Raw genomic sequence first — 17,404 nt, forward strand, 5'->3', positions numbered from 1 at the left:
GAGCTACGCCGCGCCGCGTGCTCCGCCGTCAATCCCCCAGCAAGGTCTCCACGTGGGCAGCGAAGTCCGCCCCCCCGGACAGCGCGGTGTAGCGCACCTGCACGATGATGTCCGTCAGTCCTTGCAACAACTGCTGCTGACGCGGCGACTGGTGCCGGGGGAAGCGCAGTTGCCAGTTGGACAAAGCCCCCGTGCCCTCGAACGGCAGGTAGCGCTCGTCGTTGAAGTCCAGCTGGAACACCCCGTGGTCGTCGAGCCCGCGCGACAGGCAGATGCTCTGGCTCGCCCGCGGGTTGTAGAGGATGTTGCGGGTGTCGGCCTCGGGCTTCTGGTACAGCGCGTTCATCGCCCGGATATCGGCCGCGAGCACGGTGCGGCTGGACACCTGGGTCAATTCCGCCTGCACGTCCTGGTAAGGCCCCACCAGCGCCGGCAACGACACCGAGACGCTGACCAGCTGGCGCAGGTAGTGCCCCGGGTAATCGGCGTCGAACAACCATGGCGTCAGTTCGAAGTTGACCTTGCCCTCGGCCAGCAGGGCTTGCACCGCGGCCTCCCAGTCCATGTCACCGCCCTGGCGGCTGTCGAACAGCTGTTTCAGCGACACCGTGCGCACCAGCTCCTGGCGCCGCTCGAAGCGCTTCAACCAGGCCGACTCCATGCGCAGCAGTTGCAGGCGCAGGGCGTCACCGGCCGTCAGGCCGTAGTAGTTGTCGAACCAGACGTTGGGCTGGACGAAGCGGGTCTGGTAGTCGCCCATCTCGTATTGCCAGCACGCCTCACCATTCAGGAACAGGCCGACCACCGCGTCATAGGCCTGGAAGTAGAAGGTCGACAACTGGCTGAGCAGCCATTGGTAGAGGTCGGCGTTGGTACTGCGGGTCTTGAGGAAGCGGTAATAGTCCTGGGATTGCTGCTCGGCCTTGCCGGCCTGAGCCACTTGCACCTTGACCATCTCGATTGCCGCGCGCTGGGCGACGATCTGCTCGTCGATGGCAAGCAGTTCGGCAGCCGCCTGGTCCCGTTGCAGCAGCCATTCCTCCTGGCGGCGGCGATACTGCTCGGTGAGGGCCAGCCGATCGCCAGCGAGGCGGTCCATGCTGGCCATCAAATGGGTAACCCGGGCGGTGGCTTCCAGGGCATCGCCCAAACGATTGTGCCCGCCACCGAACGCCGTCACGATGATCGAGCCCAGTTGCAACGCCCCTGCGGCGGACTCTATGGCATGCGCGGCAGTGCTGGTCAGCGACGACTGCTGGTAAAGCTCCATGGACGTTCTCTCGGCGGGCGAGAGGTTTTCCCCGGCAAGCCGCTCGTAATGCCCCCGCCGCTGATCGATCACCCGACGACTCGCCTCCAGCGCCGACAGTCCGGCATCGGCCTGCTCCAGGGCGACCGCCTGCAACTGGATGGCGAACTGCGACAGCTCCAGGACATGGGCCTGTTGCAGTTCTTCCTGCAGGGCACGGTCCTTCAACTCGCGGTACATCCGCACCTGCTCGCCGAAACGGCTGAGGGTTTCCACCGCACCCTGCAGGCGCGGCAACAGCGCCCGGAAACGGAACGGCGGGATCGGTGCCAGGCTGCCGACACTGCGCTGCACCAGGCCGCTGCCGCTGTTCTGTGCCCGCAGCAGCTCCTTGGGATCCACCGGGGGCGCGTACAGCGGCAGCAGCAACGGCTTGCCGTCGAGGGTCAGGTTGTTGCGCAGGTTGCTGACCCGGCTATGCAGCGTGTCCCAGAGGTCGAGCAACTGGCTGTTCACCGGCAGGCGGAAGCGCGGCGAGTCCAGCAGCTCCAGCCAGGGCGTGCCGCTGCACACCTGCTGCAGCGGCAGATTGGCCGGCAACTGCGCCTCGATCCCGGCGAACAACGTGCTGTCCGGAGTGGCGGCCTCTTCCAGGCTCACCGGCTCCCAGCGTCCGATCATGCGGTTGTCCGGCTTGGGCCCCAGCAGGCTGAGGGCGCGCACGTACATGAGCTGGGCTTCGGCCAGCGCATCCCGGGTCAGGCGCCGGTACAGCAGGTCGCCGTAAGCCAGCAGGTTGCGCACGTAGAACATGAAGATCGCCTTGCGGTAGTGCACCGGCCTGGAATAGCAGATGGCGTCCGGATCGGCGATACCCTCGATCTCGTATTCGCCCCTGCCCGGCTCTTCCAGCGGGCGCACCGACCAGTAGAACGGGCTGGGTGGCGAGGTCGGTTTGATCCGCGCCTGGGGGTTGAAGAGTCGATGCAGCCAGCGTTCGGCAGCCAGGTAGTCGAACTCGTGGTGCAGGCGCCAGGCCACGGCATGCGGGATATGGAAGAACAGTTCCCAGAAATAGCGTCCGTTGGCGCCATGGAAGTCCATCAGCGGCTTGACCGTGGTACCGGGCAGCGGCGCTTCCTCGATGTGTTGGGTGTCCCAACTGATCAGCGCATCCACCGAGACCATGGCCCGGGCCACCAGCTCGCGGGCGAACAGGGTGTTCAGGCGCACGTAGCGCAGGCCTTGCAGGCCGAGGGGTTCGAGGTCCAGGTACTGACCACCGGCGTGATCGACCAGCACGGGAGGCTTGGGCAAGGACGACGATGTGGTGAGCTCATACTGATTGAAAGAGGCAAATTCAGGCAGTCCCAAGGCAACCACGAAGGGCTCATCGCTAACATCCTGGACGATCAACTCGGTATTCATTGCGCCATTCATCGGCAAGCGCTTCTTCCACGTCCAGACGGGAGCGTCGGAGGGGTCGAGATAGCCACGCATCTCCAGTTCCGAGACGTAGGCACTCTGATAACCCAAGGGCAGCCATGAATGTCCCTTGATATACAGGCAGGCTCCCTTCTCTCCGAATCCCGCCTCATAACTCAGCCTCAGCGTGTTGTTGTAAGGCCCGGATTCGGCATGCTCGCCAGCGACATTGATGCGCAGCTTCACGGTCAGGGGTTTATCGGTCGCCATCGGGTGTTGCAGGGCACGTGGAAGCGAGAGGAAGTACCAGATCCCCTTCAGGATTCGGTCGATCAGGTCGGCCCCGTCGCCTTGTTCCGGCACCGGCCTTTGGGCCAGTAGCTTGAAACGGTCATTCAGCAACAAACCTTCGACTACCGTGGCAGCACCACTGGAGAAACCGATGATGATTTTCTTGTCTTCCGGATCGGCGTGATTGACGAACGCCACGAAGCGCACTTCTCCTGGTTCTTCCTCTATCGACAGGTCATAGCGCATCGGCACCGACCAGCTACCCTCGAGCGAGCGATACGCCAGGTTCACGGTGTAATGCGCCACGTCTTCGTACAACCCAGGTACCTCGGCACGTGCCGCTGGCAGTGGCTTCTGCTCTCGGTTGTATTCGACCCAGGCCACGTACAGCCGCCCCTCGATCAGCAGCGGCCGGATCTGCAAGACCTCATGGCCCTTGGGAATCTCCACCGGCATCCATTCGCTCCAGGCCGTGGGGCTGAGGTAATCGTCGCCTTCGGCCCGTGTTTCCTGTGCCTCACCGAAGCGCACCGTCGCCTTGCGCCAGTACCAGGCATGGGGCTCGACGTTCTGCCTGCCGATCAGGTAGTAGTCGGCATTGCGAAAGTCCAGGCCATCGACATAGCCGCTGACCACCCGCAGGTTGCTGATCCGCTCGAACGTGTCCAGGTAATGTTGCAAGGCCCGCTGCACCGAGTCCTCGGAAATCCGGCTCTGATCGGTGTCGTTGATAAACGTACGGAAGGCCTGGGTCTGCTTCAGGCGCAGGCCCGGTTCCAGGTAGTTCTCCGGGTAGTCGCGCAGCATCTGGTTGCCGGCCCACACCGCGTATTCGCTCTTGGCCACGCGCCATTCATCCTGCTCGCGGCCGTCGAACATGCCCAGGTAGCCCGGTTCCATGCCGTTGAAGATGGCGTGGATGTACTGCTGCAGGCTGGCCATGGCCATGGCGATGCGGCTGGTTTCGACCTGGGCGCTGACCTGGTTGTCGATCAGGAGGAATTCATAGAGGTCCTGCTCGGTCACCAGGCCGCGACCGGCCGGCACGGGATGCTGCGGGACGATCTGGCCGAGGTAGTAGGCGACCAGGGCGTCGCGGTGGTCTTCGGCGAGTTCGGCAAAGAGCGTGTTCATGAGGCGTCTCCGGCGGGCAGGTCATCGGTGATCGGGAACTCGGTCTCGCCGAGCAGGTGACGGTGAGTGCCGGTGGGGGACGTCAAGACGATCCGCAGAGTGCCCGGTAGCGGGGTCTGCAACCAGGTTGACTGGAGAGTGATGCCCTGCGGATGGGAGTCCTTGGAAAACGTGTTGAGCGCGCCGCCCACCGCCTGGAAATAGCCGCGCCAGGCGATGTCGGAGAAACTGCGCCCACTGCGGCGGCTACAGGTCACCTGGGCCTTTACCTTCTTGTCGACGTTCAACTGCAATGTCACATCCATGACGACCAGTTCACGAACGGTCAGAATCAGCGCTCGACTCAGATGACCAAGATCGATCGCTAGCGACAGCTCTTCGCCAGACGCGACCTTGCGGGTATCCGCCTCTATCGTGACCTTGCCATCGGCGTCGGTAGGACCACTGGTGCTCCACCCTCCCCCTTTCTCCTGGTAGTCCTCAGGCAGCAGCGGTATGCCCGCGATCGGCCCCTGCCCGTCACGCAAGGTCACGGTAAAGCGTTGCACGTTGCTCGTCCCCTGATCGACAACAAAGCTGCGTACATTGCTCGCCCCCGGATCGACCATAAGACCGGTGCCATGCTCGATCAGATCCGGGTCGGCGGTCACGCTCACCCCCAGGACGCCATCGGTGATGAACGATTTCACCTCATAGACGTGCGAGCCGGCGAACTGCACCCGCTTGCCCATGTCGCCTAAAGCCCCGAAGGTAAATCTGGAGCCCATTACACCCTCTTCGGGGTTGTAGAAAGCTGGCGCGTGTATCCACATGGCGCCTGCGCCATAGGTCAGAAACTCAGTGTCAAACGGACCCACGGTGCCCTCCAGGCTGATTCGCAGGAGCCGCCCACCTTCGCGCAGGTTCAAAGGCGCCTCGCCATTGCGCCGACGCAGACGCCCGCTCAGGGTCACGTACTCGCCGAGCTGCCCCATTCCACGGAAGGCATGCAGTTCGCTCTTGGCCAGATCGAGCAACTCGCGCAAGCGCAGCCGCAGCTCCAGGCTGACCCCCAGGTTGGACATCACCTGCACGACGATCTCGTTGTTGTACGGATCACTGTTGGGCAGGAACGCCGCCTTGGTGCAATCGATACGCAGGGTGACCTTGCCGTCCACGTCGCTGCTGACCGTCTCGCCCAAAGCCGGCACGAAGGTCACACCAAGACTGGCCGGGTCCGCACCCGCGCCAAGGGTGAAGGTCAGGCGGCATTCGTCGTCCCCGGAGCCGTCGCTGCGCAAGGCCTTGATCACCAGGTTCGAGGCCAGGCCGGGCTCGACGGCGAATTTCCCCTCGGCAGGAATGATCGGCACCATGCCGGGACTGTCCGGCCCCTTCTCCGGCAGCAGTTCGGTGTGCGGCGTGACCACCTTCACCTTGAAGTCGAAATGATCGTCGTCGCGGATGGAACGCACGGTGACAACCTGGTCGCCCAGTTGCCCCAGGCTGAAATGCCGCTGATAGGTCGCCGAACCGTCGGCACTGGTGTAGGTGGTCGCGAGCAACTTGTCGCCTTCCCACCAGGTCAGCGGATACCCCGCCGCCGCAGGTTCCAGGCGCACGCGGAACACCGCCGGCCGTGCCTGGTGAATGACGAAGTACTGTTCGGCCGGCTCCATTTCCACCAGCGCAGGCAGTTCGTGGACCGTGGTCCGTTGCGTCGACAACGGCTGCAGGTCCTTGTTGTCGTACCGGGCATTGATGGTCAGGGTGACCGCGCCTGGCTCATCGGCGAGGTAGGTGATGACCGCGATGCCGTCGGCGTCGCTGATGCTCTTGGCCGGGTCCTCGACAAAGCCACCGAAGTCCGCCGACCAGAGCACGGTGACGTTGCGTTGCGGGCTGCCATCGAGATTGACCACCCGGCAGGTGGCGGTGGCTGCCTGCCCCGCCGCCAGCGGTCCATTGAACCGTACGTACTGGAAGTATTGCTGCTCGAGGAAAGTGACCGGTTCGAAGACATGCTGCTCACCATTGACCGGCACATCGGCCACCACCACCGCCTGCCCGGAAGAACGGCTGCGCAGCCGCGCGACGGCAAAGCCGTCGGCATCGGTGCGGGTTTGCGGACGTTCGAAGGTGCCCAGGTCGGTACTCCATTGCAGCACCCGGTCACGCCCCGGGTTGCCGAAGGTATCGATCAACTGCAGACGGTATTCGACCCTCTGCAGGTTGCCGGCCAGTGCTTCCGGCGGCGCGAATACCGGGTCCCTGATGGTCAGCGAGGTGTCATCGCAGTCGATCAGCACCAGCGGGGCGAAGATCTGCCGGTCGAGACCGAAACGGGCGATCACCTGGGCGCTACCCATCTCGTCGCCCGCCCGCAGGTCGACCCAGACCTGGCCATTGACGTCGGTGCTGTCCGACGACGGTGAGTCCAGCCCGGACAGGCTGGTTTCCCAGCGCACTTCGATATCTGCCATGGGCTCGCCAAGGAAGTTCTTGACCGTCAGCAGGCAACGGGCTCGCGCTTCGGTCCTGGCCACCAGACGCTGGGTATCCACCACGATCCACGAGGTTTCGCTCTGCCCCAGTTCGCCCGGGCTGGGCACGACCTGCCCCTCGAGCTGGGCGGTCAGGCTGCTCAAGGCACCTTCGGCGGCGGAGCGATAGTCCTCGCGAGAACTGTTGTTGCGCAGGTGACTCAGCTCGATGGCGGCGCTGGTACCCAGTTGCAAGGCCTGGCAGGCCTGACGCAGGCGAATCAGGTGATCCAGCTGGCGTACCGTGACGATCAGCCCATTGGGGCTGATTTCCTGGCCGGTCTCGAGGATGTCGCGAATGCTGAAGCCGGTGAACCCGGCGATCTTGCCGGCGGCATCCTCACGGATCAGTTGCAGGTTGTTGTCGCTCAGGTCCGGCGGCAGGTTGTTGACCAGCTTGAGGTAGTCCAGCACCGCCTGCTCGTCCTGGTCGGCGAACTCCAGCAAATGGCGGTACTGCACCAGTACATGCAACTGGGCGAAGGTGATGTCGGCGGTGATATCCACCGCCGCAGAGCCGCCTTCGAACCAATCGCGATGCCGGCACCAGGTACGCAGGGCCAGCGGACTGAGTCCCAACTGGGTAACGATGCCCGCACGCAGGGTCAGCCGCGCCAGCAGCGCGAGCACTTCGTCACCCACGGGAATTGGCATTGGCTGGTCACCGCCTTCAAACAGCTCCAGCACCTTCCTGAGCAACTGGTCGCTGCTGCCACCGGCCCAGGCCAGCAGTTCCTGGCTCAGTTCGGCGCTGCCACCGAGCAGGTTGGCCAGCGACTCCCAGACCAGGCTGCGCTGCGCCGAGCGGGCGTCCATCACCAACTGGAAGACCCGCACCAGCACATGCGGGCCGTCCGCCAGTTCGAGGTAGTCGACAACGGTTTCCAGGCGGGCGTGCAAGGCCGCTTCATAGGTTTCGTTGTCCGGGTATTGGGCCAGCTCATGGATCAGGCCCTCCTCCGACACGAACAGCTCCAGCTGTTTCAACCAGTCGATGGGCACAGGCAGGTCGACCCCGGAAACCATCGGCACGCCAGCATCGCGAAAGCTCGCCTCGCTGAGAATCGCCGGCGGCATGCCACTGGCAATCTGCCGGAGCAGGTCCAGTTCGCGGTCACTGGCCGTTGCCACTGGCGCCAGCGGCATCAGGTGCTGATACAACCAGCCGACGTCGAGCTCGTTGGCGCGCAGCCACTGCACCGTGTCGGCCAGGGATTGGACCACGCTGAGGGTGTCGCCGAGGTCGCTGTGCTGATAGACCGCCAGAGTCGGTCTGACCAGCCGCGACACGTACTGGTGCCCGCGCTCGCCGATCAGTTGCAGCAGGGCCAATGCCTCGATGCTGCTCAGGCCGAGCAACGCAGGCAACCGCGTCAGACGGTAGAACGCCGACACCACGGCGTGAGACCAATAAAGGCGTGTCCGGTCCTCGTCGTCGAGGCTGTGCGAGTCGTCGGCCTGGACGATATAGCGGGCCAGGTACAGGTAGGTCTCGTAATTGATGCCCAAGGCGCTGCACAGGTGGTGGATCTTGCGGTACTGCGCCTCGCTGCCGGGGATGATGTCGAAGGGACTGTCATCCAGCAGCAGCACCTCGCTGAACAGGGTCGGGTCGTTGAATACCCGGTCGAACTGGGTCCGCTCGCTGCCGCGGGCATACAAGGACAGCCCCCTGAGCAGCGCGGCGAAGTCCTCGGCACTGACGTTGAAATCACGCTGCAAGCGCCGGAACAACCCCAACGCACGCAGGGTATTTTCGGTGATTTCGCGGCCACGCCCCGCTTCGCCATGCTCGGCCTGCACGGCTGCGTCCACCAGCAGGTCGGTGTCGCCGAACGGCAGCCCCAGCCAACGCGCCAGGCGGACCATTCGCTGCATACGGTCGAAGTGATCGTTGCTCCAGTCGCTCAGGTGGTGCTCGCCGTCCACGCTGCTGACACCCATGGCCGGCTCCATGGCAGCGTTGATGTATACCGAACCGAAGCGCACCGGGGTCGCGGCCGCCAGACCCGGCACGTTGGGCGATGCCACCGGGGCATGACGTTCGATCGACAGCAGCGATTCCACGCCGTCCTGGTCCAGTCCGGTCCGCAGACAGAACGCACTCAGCGGCAACAAGGCGTCGGCGGACGCTACACCGTAGTGACGCGGGTAGAACGCGCTCTGCAGATCGTGCAGCGACTCGCGCAACAGGCTGCGCGGGTTGATACGGGTCTGCACCGAACGGCTGCCGACCCGGCGCGCGCCACGCGGGAAATAGGCAGCTTCCAGCAGCAAGGCGCGCTGCTCCGGGCCCATGGCCATGTCCATCTGCAAGGCTTCGTCGGAGCGCAGCGAATGCAGGCCGCCGCGACAGAAGTACGGGAAGTCCGGATCGAGCTGGCGAATCAGGTCGCCCAGGCCGTAGTCCTTGCGCCGCAAGATGGCGTTGATCTGCGACATATAGCGCTCGAACGGCAAGCCGAAGGGATAGCGCGCCGCCAGCAATGCATCGTCTACCGAGCGCTGTTTCTCGTTATGGTCATCCAGATGCTTGCGCGCCGCGCCTTCGAGGATTTCGTTGACGATACCGACGGTCGGCTCGACCCGTTCCAGACTCTGGTTGTCCAGCACCAGGCTGGCCAGGTCGGGACGCCGCGTGGCAAGGAAGATCGGCGCGCCCTCCTCGGTATCGGCCTGCGGCTCGATCACCGTGGTCACCCATTGGAACAGCGCGGTCAGGTAGGCTGCCGGCGAGGTGGTGGCCTCGATCGCGCCGGGAGTGCAGTTGTCGCTCCAGCTCGGGCTGAATTGACTGTCGAAGGTGGGCCCCTCCACCAGCGCGCGCATCCCGGTTTGCCAAGGCTGGCCGCTGCTGCCCGGACCGATCAGGCGCTGCTCGCGATAATGCCGGGCCGCGAGTACCGCCAGGGCGCTGGCGCGCTGGTGCAGGCGGCGCGCTTCATCGCCATCGAGGCCGGGGGTCCGTTGCATCAACCTGTCAACGCTGCCGCGGGCGATCGCGAAGGCCGAGTCCAGGCCGGCCTGCAGCAACTGCTCCACCTGACCAGGGCGGGTGGCTACACGTGCCAGGGAATCGATCACGGGTGTGGTCTTGCGCCGCGCCATGGGCAGGTCTCCCTCGAAGACGGCGACGTCGGGCCGCCGGTTCGATGAAGCTAACCAGCCGTGGATTTTCGCGCTACTGACAGAAATATCAGGTACCCCGGCCAGCCCGCACCGCCACGGGCTTCAAAGCACGACGCCAGCACGCTACCCTGCCGGTCTCATTCACCTCACCGAGGAGCGGTCATGGCAAGCGCCCTGCTGGTCATCGATGTACAGGCGTCGCTTTGCGTCGGCGAGTTCGCCGCATTCGACATCGAACGGGTCCTGGCGACCATCAACGGCAGCATCGACCGGGCACGTGCTGCCGGCCTGCCGGTGCTGTTCGTGCAACATGAGCAGGACAGCGACCCGTTGTTCCGTTTCGGCAGTCCGGGCTGGCAACTGGCTGCCGGCCTGAATGCCGGGCCCGAGGACGAGCGGGTGCGCAAGACCACCCCGGATGCCTTCAACGGCACACCACTGCACGCGCTGCTGCAGGCCCGCGACATCCAGCGCCTGCTGGTCTGCGGTCTGCAAAGCGAGTTCTGCGTGGATACCAGCGTGAGGCGCGCCCTGAGCCTGGGCTACACGGTGGAACTGCTGGCCGATGCCCATTCCACCCTGGATAACGGCGTGCTGACGGCGGCGCAGATCAGCGCGCATCACAACGAGACCTTCGCCAACATGACCAGCTTCGGGCCGCGGATACATGTGCGGATGGCGGATGAGGTGGTGTTCTAGCGAATACACGACGCGGACCCTGTGGGAGCGGGTCCGCGTCGAGTCAATCAAGCATGTGTCATTGCACCACCACCCGATTGCGCCCCGCCTGCTTCGCCGCATACATCAGCTCATCGGCCCGCTTCAGCACCTGGGCTGAATCACCACCACCCGGTCCATGGGCGACCCCCAGCGACACGGTGACGTGCCCCACCGGCTCGATCCGCGTCGCTTCTACCCGAACACGCAGGCGTTCGGCCATCTCCCCGGCTGCGGCGAGCGACGTCTGCGGCAACACCAACAGGAACTCTTCACCACCAAGGCGAAACGCCAGGTCGCCTTCGCGCGAACACTCGCGCAACACACCCGCCAGTCGTGCCAGCACTTCATCGCCGACATCGTGGCCATGGGTGTCGTTGATCGACTTGAAATGGTCGATATCCAGGGCGATGACGGCAAACGCCTGGTCCCGCCCGCCCATTACCTCAAACGCCTCGTCCAGCGCCCGGCGATTGAACAGGCCGGTCAGCGGGTCGGTCTGCGCCTGCAGGTTGAGCCGCCCCATGCGCTCCTGCATCGCACTGATCCCCCTTAACAGTGCGCGCTTGATGTGATCGGCCTCGAAGTACCAGGCACGCACGCTGCGGATGCGCTCCGGCGAGCTGGTGGGGTTCATGGCGTTGGCATTGTCCGCCAGCTGGCGCAGCGGCCGGGTGATCAGCAGGGTCATCCACCAGATGCCCACCAGCCCGAGCAGGCCTACCGGCGCGGTGCCCCAGAGCATCTTCCACATCAGGCTGTCCAGCGGCGCCACGGTATCGCGATAGGGCTTCTGCGAGACCACGCCCCAGTGGGTCAGGGGAATGCTGGCGTAGCCGGCGAGCATTTCCACACCCTGGGAATTGGTCACCGGCATGGCGCCACTCTCCCCGGCCAGCAGGTCATCCACCGCCAGGTTGGCCCCGACCACGCTGCCGACCCGGTCGAACTGCGGGTGATAGAGCAGTCGCCGGTTATTGTCGACCACGTAGCTCAGCGTGCCGTCGCGGTAGAAATGGTTGCTGATCAGCGTGTGCAGGATGCCCTTTTCGCGCAGGTACACGGCACCGCCGACAAAGCCCAGGTAACGTTGCTGGTCGTCGAACACCGGGTGGGAAACGAACACCACCAGGTTGCCGGTACTGGAGGTATAAGCGTCGCTGATCAGCGGCACCCGGCTGTTCAGTGCATGTTCGGCACCGCTGGAGGTCAGCGCCTGACCGTCGTGCAGCAGCGACGGTGGCCAGGCGGCGAGGACATGCCCCGTGGCGTCGACCACGGTAATGGCATTGAAACCCTGGTCCTGCTCCTGAATGCGCCGCGCCTCGGCATGGAGCAGGCGCGGGTTGTCGAACTCATGGCGCATCTGCCCGGCGCTGAAGGCCAGTTGCTGCTGCGCCGAGAGCAGGAAGGCTTCGATGCTCGACGCGACCTTTGCCGCATAGGCGTGGTTGGCTTCCAGGGCATTGTCCACCAGCACCTGATGTTGCACCTGGCGCGCCGCGTAGAAACTGTTGGCCAGGGTCACCCCGGCAGTGACCAGGGCAAACAGCAGGATGATCTTGCGCAGGTCGATGTGCTTGAAGGTCATTGGGCCCTTTCCCAATCCGGAAGTCCTCAGAACGATAGAACAATTGTTGTCGGCGTTTTCCGCGAGACGGGCTACGACAGCGGAAATTGCAAGGAGTTGCCGTCAGGTGCTGTAAGTCATTACCCATCGTACTGAGAGGAAAGTCGCCCGCACCTGATGACGACTTCAGCGCAAGGTCAGACAATTCAACAAGATGAGCACGGTTTCAGGCGCCGCTGTCATTGTCCTGTCAGCCGCCGCGACATTGAAATCAGATAGCCATCAACCATCCTAGATTCCGCGACCGCACCCAAGGACCGGGAGCCAGGATGCGCCTTCGGGGCGTGGTCGCCTTGCCAACCCATGATCCAAGGAGAGTTTCATGTCCGGAACGACCAACACCATCGACGTGTTGCTGCTTGTCGACGCCGACAACCTCATCAGCACCCGAGACGTCGAAGGCTCGGTGTCCCTGGTGGTGCAGCACAGCCTGGTGGACCCGAACGCGACGAACAACGAGCAGGATGGTGGCAGCGAGTTGTGGTTCGACGTCAAGCGCGGTGACATCGTGCGCTGGCGTGCCACCAGCCTGTCGCGCAACTTCGACACCACCGCGCTGATCAGTGACATCGTCCTCGGCGACAACAGCAGCGGCCACTACGGCGGGGTGCTCTCGACACCAAACTACCTGACCTTCACCGACGTACCGGTGGCCTATCTGCAGGGCACCAATCCGCTGAAGGTCGGCTCCACCGCCACCACCGTCACGCTGTGGCAAGCCACCGCAGAGTCGCCGGGCAAACTCTTCTACAAGATCCAGTTCTACCTGCTCGACCAGGAAACCAATATCGTCGGCGGCCCTTACATCTGGGACCCGTACATCACCATCAACAACTGATCCTGCTGAAACGGCTCACCTCACGGCACACGCCGGCGGTGAGCCGTTGGACCAAGGTCGTCCCCCCTTGCTGCAACATTTTGTTCAAACGTGCGGGCCAATTGATTATGCTGGCGGGCTCATGCCATGGCGCATCGCCACATCGACAAGTACCCGCCCATGAAAGTATTCATCGTCCTGCTGTTCGTCGCCTCCATCGCCTACGTGCATTTCCGTGGCCGCGTGCGGCACAAGATCACCCGCCAGCTAGGGGACCACTCCAGCTTCCTGGCCCCGGTCAACGCCTTCCTTTATCTGTTCTCCAAATTGCCGGCCAAGCCGTACCTGCCGACCGAGGCCTTCCCGGAACTCAAGCCGTTGCAGGACAACTGGCAGGAAATCCGCGAGGAAGCCCTGCAACTGCTGCATGTTGGCGAGATCAAGAGTTCGCAGAACTACGACGACGTCGGCTTCAATTCGTTCTTCAAGAGTGGCTGGAAGCGCTTCTACCTGAAATGGTACGGCGAGAGCCACCCATCGGCGATGAAGCTGTGCCCGCGCACCACCGAACTGCTGCAGAGCATCGGCACGGTCAAGGCGGCGATGTTCGCCACCCTGCCGCCGGGGTCGAAACTGGTGCGTCACCGCGACCCTTACGCCGGTTCGTACCGCTACCACCTGGGCCTGGACACGCCGAACGACGAGGCGTGCTTCATCTGCGTGGATGGCGAGAACTATCACTGGCGCGATGGCGAAGCGGTAATGTTCGACGAGACCTACATCCACTACGCGGCCAACCAGACCGAGCACAACCGGGTGATCCTGTTCTGCGACGTCGAGCGACCGTTGAAGTACCGCTGGGCGACAGCGTTCAACCGCTGGTTCAGTACCAACGTGATGGCCGCTGCGGCAGCGCCGAACGATGCTGGGGACAAGACCGGCGGGATCAACCGGCTGTTCACCCGCATCTACAAGATCCGCGAGCGCGGCAAAGCGCTGAAGAAGCGCAATCGCGCGCGCTACTACGCCGAGAAATGGGCGGTGGTGGCGTTGATTGCGTTGGTGTTCATCTATATCTGATTTTCCCGGTGTTGCTGATGGCCTCATCGCGGGCAACGCCCGCTCCCACAGGGTTCGGTGTCGCCGCGAGCATTGTGGGAGCGGGCGTTGCCCGCGATAGGGTCACCGCTTATTTGAAGATGGTCAGCAAGATCCGCACATCCTCCTCCCCCACATTGCGGAACCAGTGCTCGCAATCCCCCTTCACCGTCGCCGTATCCCCTTCATTCAGCACCACCACCTGATCCCCGGCATGCACCTCCAGTGTCCCGCTGATGATGTGGAAGATCTCCCGCGACCCGCTCTTGTGCGGTGAAAACCTCGCCGATGAGGCCCCCGGCGGCACGGTATAGGACAACAACTCCAGATCCGGCCCCGGCCGCGCCAGGGCCAGCCTGACGATTCCGGTCTCCTCGTCGACGAAGCGCAGATTCTCCCCCGCCCGGGTCACTTCGGTGGGTGCCTGCTCGATCAGCTCCGACAATTCGCAACCCAACCCACGGGCAATCGCCAGGGCATTGCGCAGGCTCGGACTCAACATCCCCCGCTCAAGGCGCGACAACGCCGCCGCCGACACACCGCTGCTTTCCGCCAACTGATCCAGGGTCACCCCTAGTTGCAGACGCCGCTGGCGCACCGCGACGCCGAACAGGTCCTGTTCCGTTTGCTCGTCTTTGTCTTTCATTCTGTCCCTTGCATCTTGTTATTTGCTTATCCGCAAATATAATTGCGAAAAAGCAAACGTCGAGTCTGTGAAATGAATGCCTTCCTTGCAGCGTCCCCGGTGTTTTCCGCGATCCTGGCCCTGGGCCTGGGTATCCGTTCCTTGCACGCCGCATTACTCGGGGTACTGGCTGCCGTGATGGCGGCCATTATTGCCTTTCCGCTGGGTTCAGCGGAAATCGGTGTGGCGCTGATCAAATGGCTACCACTGGTGCTGGAGGTGGTGCTGATCGTCGGCGGTGGCCTGCTGATGTCGGAAGTCCTGCGCCACGCCGGTGCCCAGGCGGCCCTGGCCAACTGGATCAAGGGACGTACCGGTACGGGTGTCGCCGCCGTACTGCTCGTGGTACATGGCATCACACCTTTCGCCGAATCGGTGACCGGCTTCGGCATCGGCGTCACCATCGGCATTCCGTTACTGGTGTTCATGGGGCTGGCACCGCGTCACGCCGCACTGATCGGCCTGCTTGGCCTGTGCGCCGTCCCTTGGGGTTCGATGGGGCCTGGCACCATGATTGCCGCCAGCCTGGCCGGGTTGCGTTTCGATGAGCTGGGGGTAGCTTCGGCGGTGCTTAGCCTGCTGCCTTTCGCCATCAATGGCGGGGTTGCGGCCTGGTTGGTCAGTACACCTGAGGAACGCCCACGAGCACTCCTGCTCGCACTCGGCTCCGCGTTACTGCTGAGCACTGCCGTGGCTCTGTCGAACCTGGCATTTGGCACGGCACCAGCGGGCGCCTTGGGCAGTGTGGCGATCATCTGCCTGCACCTGCTGCGCGGGACCGGGCGCGGCGAGTCGCTGCTGCCGATCGGGCGTCGCGCATTGAAAGCCTACGGTGTGTTGCTGGGCGGCGTATTGCTGGCTGGCAGCGTGATGCGCTTCGGCGGACTGTCCGAAACCTGGCATTACCTCGCCTCGCCCGCGCTGTGGCTGTTCGTGGCCGCGCTGTGGTTCTGCGCCGGACGTCCACCGGCCGAGCCGATGGCACGAGCCTGGAAATCCTGGTTGCAGGTGGCGCCGGTAACCGCGCTGTTCATCGTCATGGGCATCGTGATGGCGGTCAGCGGTACCGCGGCCTTCCTCGCGCGACTCCTCGCGGAAATGGGCAGCGGCTACCTGGCGATCGCTCCGTTCGTGGGCGCCCTGGGCGGCTTCGTCACCGGTTCAAGCAGTGGCTCCAACGCCATGTTTGCCGCGACCCAGGCCGAAATCGCCCGCACCCTGGGCACCAACCTGCTGCTGTTCATGGCTACCCACAACGTTGCTGCGGCGATTTCCATCCTCGCCTCGCCGGGCAAGATCGAGATGGCCTTGCAACTGGCGGGCGACACGGGTCCGCAGCGGCGCTGGGTACAGCGTTTGGCCATCATCGTGGTAGTGTGCAGCGCCAGCTTGATGGCGCTGGTCAATGTGCTGGCGGGCCAATGGTTCTAAAGCACTAGCGGCTCAGGTCCAACGACCATTGGCGAGGTGCCGGCCAAGCGACTAGCTTCACTGTTCGATTTATCGCAAACCAACAAGGTGAACACGATGAGCATGATGGACTGGGATGGTTACCGTAAGCAGCTGATGGCCGGGATCGGCGACCTCAAGCACCTCTCTCCCGACACCGTCGCCGGCTACGCGACCGCCAGCGGCGCGGGAGCCAAGACCAATCATCTGGACGCCAAGACCCGCGAGCTGATTTCCCTGGCGGTGGCGGTCACCACCCGTTGCGACGGTTGCATTGCCGTGCACTCGAAGGAAGCGGTGAAGCATGGCGCGACCCGCGAGGAAATCGCCGAGGCGCTGGGCGTGGCGGTGGCGATGAATGCCGGGGCGGCGCTGGTGTACTCGGCCCGGGCGCTGGATGCGGTGGGCAAGGCCGAGTAAGAAGTCAGGACCACCTCGGACCCTGTGGGAGCGGGTTCACCCGCGATAGCGGTAGTGAATTCACCGGCGCAATCGCGGGTGAACCCGCTCCCACAGGGCTTACCGGTGTTCTTTAGAGCCGGTGGTGCCAGCACCTGGCCAATCTCCTAGAATGCACCTCTCCCCTTCTTCACCAAGGCTCCCCATGCTGCAGATCCGCCCGATGACCGCCGCCGATTTCGACCGTTTCTGGCCCACCTTCCAGGCCATCATCGCGGCCCGGGAAACCTACGCCTACGACCCGGCCATGTCCCTGGAACAGGCACGCCATCTGTGGCTCGACATCCCGGTGCACACGATGGTCGCCGAGGCTAACGGCGAACTGCTCGGCGCCTACTACCTCAAGGCCAACGCCGCCGGCCCCGGCAGCCATGTCGGCAACTGCGGCTACATGGTCGGCGAAGCCGCCCGCGGTCGTGGTATCGCCCGTACCATGTGCGAACACTCCCAGCAACTGGCCCGCGCCTCGGGCTTCCTGGCCCTGCAGTTCAACTCGGTAGTAGCCACCAACGAAATCGCCGTGGCCCTGTGGCACAAGCTCGGCTTCGAAACCGTCGGCCGCCTGCCCAAGGCCTACCGCCATGGCCGCCTCGGCCTGGTCGACTGCCTGGTGATGTACAAGTGGCTGGGCGAGCCGGAGCAGCCCAGGCTGATCGGCCGCAAGAACATCGAAGCCGTGGTTTCCCGTCGTCGCGGGCGCTGAGCCGCCCGTTCCAGACCATCGGGCACATCAGCCCGGTCATCCGTCCCCCTTGTGCTAGCGTTTCCTGACGGGCCGCGCGCCATGTCGCGCGACAAC

At 64.0% G+C, this 17,404-nt stretch carries 10 protein-coding genes; 6 read left to right on the forward strand and 4 right to left on the reverse strand.

Translation table 11 applies throughout. From position 1 onward, the window contains the following. Positions 1-28: 28 nt before the first annotated feature. Complete coding sequence (locus AC5QPF_RS17755) at positions 29-4,099, reverse strand: Tc toxin subunit A-related protein (RefSeq protein WP_494959138.1); 4,071 nt, start codon at positions 4,097-4,099, stop codon at positions 29-31. After that, positions 4,096-9,729 carry a Tc toxin subunit A gene (locus AC5QPF_RS17760; protein ID WP_494959139.1) on the reverse strand — a complete coding sequence of 1,878 codons (5,634 nt, stop codon included), beginning with the start codon at positions 9,727-9,729 and terminating at the stop codon, positions 4,096-4,098. Before AC5QPF_RS17760 ends, AC5QPF_RS17755 begins: the two co-directional genes overlap by 4 nt. 183 nt (positions 9,730-9,912) lie before the next feature. Here AC5QPF_RS17760 and AC5QPF_RS17765 point away from each other — a divergent pair, with 183 nt between their 5' ends. Further along, positions 9,913-10,449 carry an isochorismatase family protein gene (locus AC5QPF_RS17765; RefSeq protein WP_494959140.1) on the forward strand — a complete coding sequence of 179 codons (537 nt, stop codon included), beginning with the start codon at positions 9,913-9,915 and terminating at the stop codon, positions 10,447-10,449. A gap of 58 nt (positions 10,450-10,507) precedes the next feature. On the opposite strand, the gene AC5QPF_RS17770 is transcribed toward AC5QPF_RS17765, so the two are convergent. Then, complete coding sequence (locus AC5QPF_RS17770; protein WP_494959141.1) at positions 10,508-12,058, reverse strand: diguanylate cyclase; 1,551 nt, start codon at positions 12,056-12,058, stop codon at positions 10,508-10,510. Between the two features lie 361 nt (positions 12,059-12,419). Between AC5QPF_RS17770 and AC5QPF_RS17775 the strand changes: the two genes are divergently transcribed. Then, positions 12,420-12,935 (forward strand): AidA/PixA family protein, encoded by a 516-nt coding sequence (locus tag AC5QPF_RS17775; protein ID WP_494959142.1) that lies wholly within the window; start codon positions 12,420-12,422, stop codon positions 12,933-12,935. 159 nt (positions 12,936-13,094) lie between these two features. Beyond that, positions 13,095-13,994, forward strand: a complete 900-nt coding sequence (gene lpxO, locus AC5QPF_RS17780) for a lipid A hydroxylase LpxO (RefSeq protein WP_494959143.1) — start codon at positions 13,095-13,097, stop codon at positions 13,992-13,994. Between the two features lie 109 nt (positions 13,995-14,103). On the opposite strand, the gene AC5QPF_RS17785 is transcribed toward lpxO, so the two are convergent. Beyond that, positions 14,104-14,658, reverse strand: a complete 555-nt coding sequence (locus tag AC5QPF_RS17785) for a cupin domain-containing protein (protein ID WP_494959144.1) — start codon at positions 14,656-14,658, stop codon at positions 14,104-14,106. A 72-nt stretch (positions 14,659-14,730) separates the two neighbouring features. On the opposite strand from AC5QPF_RS17785, the gene AC5QPF_RS17790 reads away from it, so the two are divergent. From AC5QPF_RS17790 to AC5QPF_RS17800, 3 genes are all read left to right on the forward strand, one after another. Continuing rightward, the gene (locus AC5QPF_RS17790; RefSeq protein ID WP_494959145.1) at positions 14,731-16,128 is read left to right on the forward strand and encodes an L-lactate permease; all 1,398 of its coding nucleotides are present in this window, start codon (positions 14,731-14,733) and stop codon (positions 16,126-16,128) included. A 96-nt stretch (positions 16,129-16,224) separates the two neighbouring features. Then, positions 16,225-16,566 (forward strand): carboxymuconolactone decarboxylase family protein, encoded by a 342-nt coding sequence (locus AC5QPF_RS17795; RefSeq protein WP_494959146.1) that lies wholly within the window; start codon positions 16,225-16,227, stop codon positions 16,564-16,566. Between the two features lie 184 nt (positions 16,567-16,750). After that, a complete protein-coding gene (locus AC5QPF_RS17800) occupies positions 16,751-17,308 on the forward strand; it encodes a GNAT family N-acetyltransferase (protein ID WP_494959147.1) in 558 nt (185 codons plus the stop codon). Positions 17,309-17,404: the final 96 nt, after the last annotated feature.

The organism is Pseudomonas sp. Con_6 (assembly GCF_059379395.1).